This is a genomic window from Bacillus sp. JJ664 (genome assembly GCF_036962205.1).
Classification (GTDB): Bacteria; Bacillota; Bacilli; order Bacillales; family Bacillaceae_G; genus Gottfriedia.
Genome location: NZ_JBALMS010000083.1, coordinates 436 through 11264 on the forward strand (window position 1 = coordinate 436; position 10829 = coordinate 11264).

The following is a 10829-nucleotide window of genomic DNA, read 5'->3' on the forward strand; positions in this document are numbered from 1 at the left end:
TCAACATTTACAAAAAAGAGAGCATAATAGCTAGTTGCAATTACGAATTTAATTTCTAATTGCACTAGCTTATTTTTTTTCTTTAAATAAATATGAAACAGTTAGACTTCTATCACAATTATCACGTTTTGGGTCATTTAGCCATATAATACATAATCATAAAAAGAACAAAGGGTGTACAATCATGCCTGCTTATGTTGGAGTTATTAATATTGTAAGTATCGGAAGTAGCGCTGTCGTTAATGTCGGAGACGCATATAGCATTAAACCTATGAGTACTGCTCAGACATATGCTGGTGCTGGTTCCTTTAATACTGGTGATTCTGTTACCGTTTATAATAACAAGAGTATTTCGAATGTTTACGATCAAGATCAAATTGACCAACCAATGATTGGAAATATGTAAAGGAGGGAGTCACATGAACATCTATATACATCAAACAATAATCATTAATCAACTAAAAACAGGTGGAATTGTTAACTCATCTGTATTTCAAATAGGTACCTCAGGAAATATTAACGCGAAAACAGTTACGAATAATACTGGAGAATATACTGAACCCGCACCGATTTTATCAGAGGACGGCCAAATTATTGCAACTTCTCAAGCGACTTAACTAATTCCTGCTGCAAATTGAAAGCGAGGGAATGAAATGAATCAATTAGAAATAAGATACGCCCAAATTGAACAATTACTATTTGAGCAAGCTCAATTAATTGATCAACTTAAATGTAGAGTTGCACAGCTTGAGGCAACTGTTGAAGAATTGGCTAAGCGTCCAGAAACTACTATTGAAAAGATTGAATACAAATTCGATCAATTAAAAGTAGAAAATTTAAATGGCACACTCAGTATCGGTTTAAATCCATTACAAGCTCCTAGTTTTGATGACCTTACTGTTGAAAATCAACAAATTACCATTAAATCAAATGAACAAATAAAAGAATTAAAAGATTATATTGGGAAGCGAATTCATTATCATCTAGATAAAGAAGCGATTACCACAATTCATCAATTAGAGACAGAGTTAAGATGTACTGTTGATGATTATTACAGACAAATGATGATTGATGATATCCGAAATCAAATGGATATCAGATTACCTTATTATATAGATCTTTATAAAAATCGACCTAATTTTGACGAAAATCCAATGAAGTACGCCGAAGAAATTACCTTGCATATGCTACAAGATATAAAGAATGCTTATACTGCTTTTTTAAATAACCTACCAAATAATATTCAAAAGGGAGGGTAAGGAATGAATTTAAATGTAACAAATTGCAATTTACAAGTAGATGAAATTAAATTCGCAGCTGTTTCATCGTCTTCTTTATTTCTGATTGGAGATGCTCATAACATTACATTATCTTCAATTTTTGATACACCACCAGAGTCTTTAATTATTGGGCCATTTGTTCCTTTATCAATTAGCTAATGTTTACGATTGATCCTCGTTTTAGATTAGCTTCCGTGGAAAGTTTTGAAGTTAATTCTGCTATCACATCAAGCATCTTGCAATTTGGTGATGTTTTTAGCATTACAGCTGAATCAAACGCTCTTGCCGTTCAACAACAAACTGCAAATTTCACTGAATTTGAAAAAGATCCATTTGAAATGATACCTTATTATAAAAAGAAACCATCTCATGAACCTGTTTATCCAGTTACATTAAATCGCGTAAATTTGAATCCGACTATCCAAGTTCAAAGAATCACCTTTAATGGTATCAGTACATCTGGTGTTTCGGTCGTTGGATCGGTTCACAGTGCAACAATGATGTCAAGAGTACGTCAAATTAGGCAATTTGATCAATATCCTCAAACTGCCCCACCACTTCATAGAAAGGAGAATTAATATGCCTACATTTCTTGGTGCAATCGTCATCCAAACAAATGCTGGAAATATAAATACGGGAGATTTAAATAATATCTCTCCAAAGTCAGCAACAAAAGCTTATAATGGTTCAGGTTCGGGTAACACGGGATTTATCCCTGCTACGTTTAACGGTGCAAGTGCAACAAATACGATTGATGCAGATATTGCTGATCAAAACGATGTTGCTACTCTATAATTTTTTGAATTTAAGTTTTATGGATATGGTCAATCTTAAAAATTATGGGGGCGTGAGTTTACCCCCGAAAATAAATATAAAAAAAGGCAACTAATTCATTAGTTGCCTTTTCGTTTTGTCTTCTTATTTGTATCAGCATTTTATAATTCAATGATATGTCCACCATCAAAGAAATATAAAAATTTGGACGTTACTTTTTTATCCATACTTGCTTCAATTGCTCTAGAATAAAGGTCTAATTGAATTCCATAGCGCTTTATCGCTTCAGTTTTCAACTCTTCAGCACTTGTAAAAGATTTTGTTCGATCCGTTTTATAGTCTACTAATATAACCTCTTCACCCTCAATTAATAGTAAATCTATGATTCCTTGAACGAGGACAATCTCTTTTTCTTCTTGCCAGTCTTTATATATTTCATCAGTATACACACCGTAACTAAAAGGAACTTCACGCATTTTTTGAGTAGCATTTTGAACAATGATCCCTAATCTTGATTGACAGAACTGATAGATGTCAGCGCTATTAACAGCAGCAGCCTGCTCGTTTGTGATCAATTCTTTTAATACCATTTGATCAATCTGTTCCTGTATTTCATTTATAGTAGAAACAAACTGATAATCTATATTTTGCATGATTGCATGGGTAGCTGTCCCTTTTTCAGCCTGATTCATTTTCTGTTCAGACATGAATTTAGGTCTTTCTAAAGGAAAGCTTTTAGATGAGTGAAACGTTTGAGTATAAGGATCTTCTTCTTGCATTTTTCTTTTCAGTTCAGTAACTGACTGCTTTGGACGATGTAAAGTTGCCTGTTCGAAGCTATATTTCCAGTTTAAATTACTTTCAAGAATCTCTTTATATTGCTCACCCTGTCCTTCAATTGCTTCATGCTTTTGAATGGCTTGATAAACTGCTGTTTTATTAGTTTTCTCTTCTTCTCCTTCAAATGCTTGAACAGTAGATGCATTTACAATTGAATAACTCCATCTACATGGATAAAATTGAATCTCATTTGTTGTATTCCATAAATCATCTTCGGAACGGATCGCATTACTTGAATCGTGACGTATGATGGAAGGTCCAATCCAATCCAAATAACACTTCGCCCCACTAATTATATTTAAAGGTAATAACCATTCTTTATAATTTTCAATTTCTCGCCACTGATCAATTGTTTTTTCTACATCTTTTACTCTACCGACTAATATTAACTTCTCTTTTGCACGCGTTAATGCAACATACAGAATACGTAATTCCTCTGAAATTAATTCCTCACGTTCTTTTCGCTTAATTGTTTCCTTAAGCAATGTACTATTAGTTGTACGATAAATCGGATGAACAAAATTCATACCAAGTCCTAGCTCTTTTTGTAAAATGAATTTTGCAGATAGATCTTGCATGTTAAACTGTTTAGACGTATTCACAACAAATACAACTGGAAACTCTAAACCTTTACTCTTATGAATCGTCATCATTTGTACAACATTTTCTTGTTCACTTAACATACGAACTTCGCCTAATTCTTCGCCTCTATCCTTCATACGATCTAAGAAACGTAAAAATTGAAATAAACTTCTATAATTTGTTTCTTCTAAAGCTTTAGCGCGGTCAAATATGGTAATTAAATTAGCTTGTCTTTGTTTCCCACCTGGTAGTCCACCAACGAAATCAAAATAGGTTGATTCCTTTAAGACCTTCCAAATAAAAATTGAAAGGGATTCTCTTTTTACTAGCTGTTTCCATTTCGTCAATTGTTGAAAGAAATCGTTTAACTTATTCGTTAATGGTTGGTTCATATTCTCGATATTGTTGAGATAAGCAAGACATGCATCATAAAATGACCCTTTACCGTTTAATCGAATCATTGTTAAGTCACGCTCAGTTAACCCAACCATCGGCGAACGTAATACAGATGCTAAAGGAATATCTTGAATTGTGTTATCGATTAATTTTAATAAATTAATAAATACAGATACTTCGATCGTTTCAAATAAATCACGTGATTTTTCCGCATATAGTGGAATTCCAAGTGCCTTGCATTCTTCAATATATAAATCGGCATTAGACAGTGAGCGACCTAAAATTGCCATATCACTAAATTTAACTGGTCTCATAACACCTGATTTATCCGTCACTAAATAATTGCTTTCTACTAATTCTTTCATTCGATTTGCAACATATCTAGCTTCAATTCGTTCAAGCTTTTCCTCTACAACCATTTCGTTTTCATCTTGAATGGACTCTTCATCTTCTTTCGTTAATAGTACTAATTCAGAAGTACAGTCTGAGTATTCAGGATAAGTTGCACCAAGCTTTAGCATGGCATCTTCATCATACTCAATTCCACCAAGTTCTCTACCCATAATCTGTTTAAAAATAAAATTAGTCGCATCTAGCACTTCTGCTCTACTTCTGAAGTTTTTAGATAAATCAATGCGTAAACCCGTATTCCCACTTTGTTCTTTTTCAAAAGTATTGTATTTTGATATAAACAACTCCGGCTCAGCTAAACGGAATCGATAAATTGATTGTTTAACATCTCCAACCATAAATAAATTACCAGAAGCACCAACTCCTCTAGTAATTAGCCTTAAAATCGATTCTTGAACATAGTTTGTATCTTGGTACTCATCTACTAAAACCTCAGAAAACTTATCTTGATAAACCTTCGCAACTGAAGATGGTATTAGCTCATGCTGTTCGTTTTTCTCTATTAAAATCTCTAAAGCATAATGCTCTAAATCATTGAAATCAAGTATCCCATTTTCTAATTTAGCTTGTTTAAATAAACGGATAAATTGCTCAACAAGTGAAATTAACTTCTCGCACAAAGGCTTGAGCTCATGTATTTGTTTTAAATGAACATCGATACTTCGACTAAAATATTTGCTTTTTAGATCCTCAATCGTAGTTTTTGCATTATCTCGGAAGGATTTTGCATGCTCCTTCTTACGTTGATCACCTTCCGTTTTCTTTATCGTAGGGAGTCGATTAAATGAAATGTTTTGAAGTCTTTTTTGAATTTCCTCCCATGATAATTCGCTAGCATGAAACAATGACTCTAAAGCAAAATATTCTTGTGTGAATAGATCGGCATACTTTTCTGGCCCATCTGGGCTGTTTATTAATTCTAGTGCCTGTTTATAACCATTTATACAAGTAGTTAAATCATCTTGAATATATTTCTTTAACACTTGTATAAAAGGAATTTCATCAACTTCTTTACCAATTACATCGTATTGATTCACGAATGACTGTAAGAATTCACTTGGGTATGGATTAGAAATAGCATGCCTGTACAGTTTTAAAATTAATGATGGTAAATCTGAGTCATCTCGATCACTTGTATACCGATCAACAAAATCAAAGAAATGTTCATTTGATTCATCACTATACTCTGCTTCTAATAATTCTTCTAAGACTTCATCCATTAAAAGTTTAATTTCTACTTCTTCAGCTGTTCTAAAATTAGGATCTAATTCTAATAAATAATAATTAGATCGAATTACTTCAGTACAAAATGAGTGGATCGTCGAAATGGACGCCTTATTCAATAAAGAAGATTGTTTTCGTAAATGATTAGAACCTGGATTTAGCTCCAGCTGTTTTTCTAATGCGATCCCAATTCTTTCTTTCATTTCCTGTGCACTTGCTTTTGTGAATGTAACAACGAGTAGTTCATCAACATTAATCGGATTTTCATCACGTATTATTTTTTGAATCATACGTTCAACTAACACGGCAGTCTTTCCAGAGCCTGCAGCAGCCGCTACAAGTATATCGGAGCCCTCTTTATCAATTGCTTTTTGTTGATCAGCTGTCCATTTCGTTTTGACCGCCTTTGTCTCTTCCTTACTCATCGACTCTCACCGCCTCTATCATTTTTTGTAATGCATCGTCATCTTTTAAAGGAGGTAAAACACGGTATTCATTGCCTTTTACATTTTGATCAAACTGACAAACTGATTGAAAAGAGCAATAAGTACAAGGAATTTTATCTTTTTGCTGATAAGGGTTTGCTTCAACGTATCCTTTAAAAATTTGTTCTCCAGCTTGTGTAAACTTTTGCTTAATATAAGTTGTCATCATCGGATATTGTTCTAAATTGACAGTTTTACTATTTGCTGTATATTCTCCACTTTTTTTAATAGAAACAGGAACAATATTAGATGAGCCACCATCATCCATTAAGGCTTCATCCATTAAAACATTGCTATCTCTATTAGCGAGTAATAAACCGTTCATTTTAAACTTCTTAAATATTTCTGTTTGAATTTCATCTATATCATGCTTATTTCCTACATCTACAATTGGATTTTGGACATGGAAATATAATATACCTGCAGGATCAGCCGGTCTTCCAAGTAAATTTGTTGAATTCGCAACAGCTATATCAAGATATGTGAGCAACTGTAAAGCTAATCCATAATAAACATCAGATAGTTTTAACTCTTTACTAGTGGATTTATAATCTAGTATTCGTAAATAATCTCCTTTTTCACTAGTTGCTTTATCAATCCTGTCAATTCGACCATTCAATACCATCTTCTTCTTTTGATCTATCGGAAGTTCATATGAGTTTAATTGTTTGCCTGTGCCAAAAGGAACTTCAAGTGCAATAGGAATAAATTGACCCGCAACTTCTTGTTGGCTCAAAATTGTAGACACCTTTGAAATAACGTCCTTCATCTTTCTCTTTAAGAACAAATATCGATTTGAACTTAATAAAATCTCACGTTGGAATTTAGGAGATATTTCATCTACAACTTTTGCTGCTAGCTCATCACATTCAGAATTGGTTAAATTGCTCCAGCTTTTTCCTTCTTTTAGTAAATTCTCACCAATAATTGTTAGCGCACTATGAAATAACTGCCCCATATCAAACGCTTCGAATTTGTATACTTCACGATCTTGAAGCTGTAAGCCATAACGAGCAAAATGAGCATAAGCGCATTGATGAAACAGTTCAATTCGAGAAACAGAACCCTTTAATTCTTCACCGTATAGTTCTGTGCTTAATTCCTCACCAAGGTCTGGCGCAACATTACTATAGATAATACTATTTAATACTTTATAAAGATTCTCTTTTACCTCATCTTGACTGCGAAGTAAATTATAAAGTGACCACCACAAATCCATATCCTTTTCAAACACATTGGTTGACCAGTTTTGGATTTGTGATACCAAATTCGAGATTGCAGTTTCAGTGTTCGTGACATAAGAAAGCTGCTCTTCGGCTGAAATGAATGATAACTCACCGCTCTCAAAACGAGTACGAATAGTTGGAAATAGTGATTTCATTTTCTGCACAATACTCGATGGAGCAAGAACTTTTCCATCGTCACTTGTTAGTGGATATGTAATGATTAGCTTTTGACTTGCACGGTTCATACCAACATAAATATTAAAGTTTTCTACGAAAAGTTGCTGCTTACTAGTTGGCGCAACTTCAACCCCAAAAGATTGTAAATACTCTCTAGCTACATCCCCTAATAATCCATCTTCACTTACTTTTCTTGGAATAATCCCTTCATTAATTCCAATTAAATATGCGCATTTCACATGCTGTAATCGAGAATGATCAAAATTAGCAATATTTACTTGATCTAATGAAGCTGGTACATTTGCAAATTGAAGAGAGATAAAACCAGTCTGTAGAATTTCAAAAAATGTTTTCCTCGAAAGCTTTTCGTTTCCGATTAACTCAACACATTCATCTAATAGCTGAATGAAACCTTTCCATACTTGCTCATGATCTTTACTTTCAATTAAGTTTGAGCGATTTTCTGCTTCATCCTTTAATCGTTGGAGCTTACGAGAAATATCTAATGACTCGACATACTGAAATAAAGCTATGCACATTTCTTTCACATTGCTAGCTTTCTTTAATTCACGTTGGAATGTAAGAATTGGCTTTACTAATAAATCACGTTCTCCATTAATTAGTTGTTCAAATTCTAATTCTTCATTCGTAACACCTTTATTAATACCATCCGTAGAACGGTATTTTCGATATTGCCAAGCTTCATCTATTGTCCATTTTTTTCCTTGTTTCCCATAAGCAATACAATAGTTTTCAAACAAATCCAGTCTTTCTCTATTTTTGCTTGGATTACTTTCATACGGGTAGATTAACTCCGTTTTATAAGCATTGAATACAGCTTCGTAACGCCAATTTTTTTGAATTATATCAAATGTTGACTGAAGTAAAGTAAATAGTGGATGTGTAATCATTGAACGCTTTTCTTCAATAAAAATAGGTATCTGATAAGTATGGAAAATAGTTGAAAGTAAATGCGAATATGATTCTCCATTTCTTAGAAAAACAGCTATATCTTTGTATCGGTAGCCTTCATCACGTACTTTTTTGATAATATCTCTGGCTACTGCTTGTACTTCTGCTCTTCTATTCGTTGCAGATATTATTTCGATTCCATCTGTTTCAAAAGATGCTTTAATCGGTCTACTATCAAAATGTTCCTCAAGATGAAGTAATGCATTCGTTTTACTTCTTTGATTATGAAGACAGATGACTGGTGCTTCTATTGTTTGATGACTACTTAATGCACTTTGTTTCATTTGCTGATACAGAATAGCTGGTTTATGAAATAAATCTAATTCGTTAGGTAATAAATCATCATATGGACGGTCAATCGTCAATGCAAACTTCACATCTTGACAATAATTCATTAACGTTTCTACTACACTTCTCTCTTGAGGTGCTAAGTCATAATAACCATCGATATAAATGATGCTATCTTTTACGTAGTTACTTTTTGGAATTTCTTGAATTAGTAGATTTAAATAATCTTCTGAATCAAGATACTTATCTTTCATATAGTTAGAGAAAGCATCATACACGATTTGAACATCATTAATTTTTTGTTGAATAAATGTTTTGTCAGTCGAAGACTCATTTTCCATTTTTCCAATGGCTAAAACTAGATCCTCCGATGAAACTTGAAAACCTTTAAACTCGGCAATTAATGATGATAGGTCTTTGTAAAAGCCTTGCTGATCTGCTACATGATGAAAAATCTTCAAGTCTTCTTTTCGTTCCTCAATGATTTTTCGGAGTATCATTGAAATCCCTATTTCACCAATGTGTATTCGACTAATCCCACCAGTTTCTTGTAAAACCTTCCAAGCTAGACGTGTAAAACTAAATACTTGTGAGTTTAATAAAGCTTTATTTTCTTGTTTTTTAACAAGCTCATATTCCATCTGAAACGTCATCTGATCAGGAACAATTAAAATCATATTTCTGTGTTCACTTTTCATTCTTTCAGTCATTTCATTTATAATTGTATGTGTCTTCCCACTACCTGTTCGGCCTAAAATAAACTGAAATGCCATATCTTAGGTAACCTCCTTCAATTTATTTTCTATTTTTACTTATAAAGAAAAGCCCCCTAAGGAGCTTATTTGTTAAAGTTCGTATCCATATTTGAAAGTGGCCAATATAGTAAATCAACTTTCCCCACAATTTTATCAATTTTTACAAAACCAAACAATCGACTATCATAGCTTTTAGGTCGATTATCCCCTTCAACAAACACATATCCAGGTGGAACCTTTGTTTTACCAGTAATTTCATTCAAACTAAAATCGCCAGTAAACGGCACACCTTTTAAGACATTTTTATACTCATTTAAATATGGTTCTTTCATTTTTTCATTATTGATATAAAGATAATCATTTTTATATTCAATAGAGTCTCCAGGCAAGCCAATCACACGCTTAACATAATCCTCTTCTTCATTTGCATGAAAAACAATTACATCAAATCGTTTAATGTCACCTAGTTGGTAACCAAACTTATTAATGACCAGTAGATTTCCATCTTTTAAAGTCGGCATCATTGATTCTCCGTCAACTACATAAGTGGAAAATAAAAAAGTACGTACAATAAAGGCAATTGCAACTCCTAAAACGATGGCTTTACCCCAGTCAAAAACTTGTTTCTTAAACATAGTAGCTCGCTCCCTTAGAGAAATAATAAAATTATTGCTCGTCAGACGGTTGAGGAATACCTTGATTCTCAGTTGATTTTTCGTGGATGTTCATGCGTTTCTCAATCACTTTTCCAACGATCCATAATGCAAAAATAAAAATACCTATGTACAATGCTTTGATTGGTTTATCAAACACTGCTGTTAAATCTTTTCCTAAGTAACTAATCATGGCAATCATTGTAAATTTACCTAAAACTAAAGCGATTAGAAATTGAGATATATTCATTCTTGATAAACCAGCTACTATATTAATTAAAAAAGAAGGTGAAAATGGAAAGGCAAACATAATGAAGATTGGTCCAAAACCTCTTTTTTCAATCCATCTAATTGATGATTTAACTTTTTTGTGTTTATTTATTAAAGAAAAAAATCGTTTCTGACCAAATTTTCTCACAATATAAAATAATAAAATTGAACCTAAGCATGATCCTATCCATGAATATAAAAATCCTAATAGTGGTCCAAAAGCTGCTGCATTTGCAAAAACAAAAACGACTAAAGGAAGTATTGGAAATATTGCTTCTATGAAAGGTATTGATATTCCAATTAACGGACCATAGTCTTTATATTGTTCGATAAGATGTAGAAAGTGTTCTTCTGTAAAAAAAGACTTTATATCATAAACGTTCATTTAAATGTGAATCTCCTTAAGCCATTTTTCAAAATTGTATCCTTACTGTTAACATTATCACATATAACTATTTATTCAATAATAATAAATCATTATGAGGATTATTTTTGT

10 protein-coding genes are annotated in these 10829 nt (G+C 32.8%); 6 read left to right on the forward strand and 4 right to left on the reverse strand.

Annotated elements, in window-relative coordinates:
• Positions 1-184: 184 nt before the first annotated feature.
• The 6 genes from V7056_RS14165 to V7056_RS14190 are packed head-to-tail and all read left to right on the forward strand — an operon-like array spanning position 185 to position 2075.
• Positions 185-406, forward strand: a complete 222-nt coding sequence (locus V7056_RS14165) for a spore germination protein (RefSeq protein ID WP_087999950.1) — start codon at positions 185-187, stop codon at positions 404-406.
• Positions 407-419: 13 nt separating this feature from the next.
• Positions 420-617, forward strand: a complete 198-nt coding sequence (locus V7056_RS14170; RefSeq protein ID WP_087999949.1) for a spore germination protein GerPB — start codon at positions 420-422, stop codon at positions 615-617.
• Positions 618-653: 36 nt separating this feature from the next.
• Positions 654-1259 (forward strand): spore germination protein GerPC, encoded by a 606-nt coding sequence (gene gerPC / locus V7056_RS14175; RefSeq protein WP_499702933.1) that lies wholly within the window; start codon positions 654-656, stop codon positions 1257-1259.
• Between the two features lie 3 nt (positions 1260-1262).
• Positions 1263-1439: a spore germination protein GerPD gene (locus tag V7056_RS14180; RefSeq protein ID WP_087999947.1), complete on the forward strand. Its 177-nt coding sequence runs from the start codon at positions 1263-1265 to the stop codon at positions 1437-1439.
• A gap of 35 nt (positions 1440-1474) precedes the next feature.
• Entirely contained in the window at positions 1475-1858 is a 384-nt protein-coding gene (locus V7056_RS14185; RefSeq protein WP_499702935.1) for a spore germination protein GerPE, read from the forward strand.
• Between the two features lies 1 nt (position 1859).
• Positions 1860-2075: a spore germination protein gene (locus tag V7056_RS14190; RefSeq protein ID WP_087999945.1), complete on the forward strand. Its 216-nt coding sequence runs from the start codon at positions 1860-1862 to the stop codon at positions 2073-2075.
• 140 nt (positions 2076-2215) lie between these two features.
• On the opposite strand, the gene addA is transcribed toward V7056_RS14190, so the two are convergent.
• The 4 genes from addA to V7056_RS14210 form a co-directional block, all read right to left on the reverse strand.
• Complete coding sequence (addA, locus tag V7056_RS14195) at positions 2216-5932, reverse strand: helicase-exonuclease AddAB subunit AddA (protein ID WP_499702938.1); 3717 nt, start codon at positions 5930-5932, stop codon at positions 2216-2218.
• Entirely contained in the window at positions 5925-9428 is a 3504-nt protein-coding gene (gene addB / locus V7056_RS14200) for a helicase-exonuclease AddAB subunit AddB (RefSeq protein WP_499702939.1), read from the reverse strand. The genes addA and addB overlap by 8 nt, the downstream gene beginning before the upstream one ends.
• 65 nt (positions 9429-9493) lie before the next feature.
• Positions 9494-10045: a signal peptidase I gene (gene lepB, locus V7056_RS14205; RefSeq protein ID WP_499702941.1), complete on the reverse strand. Its 552-nt coding sequence runs from the start codon at positions 10043-10045 to the stop codon at positions 9494-9496.
• Between the two features lie 31 nt (positions 10046-10076).
• Complete coding sequence (locus V7056_RS14210; RefSeq protein ID WP_499702943.1) at positions 10077-10718, reverse strand: TVP38/TMEM64 family protein; 642 nt, start codon at positions 10716-10718, stop codon at positions 10077-10079.
• Positions 10719-10829: the final 111 nt, after the last annotated feature.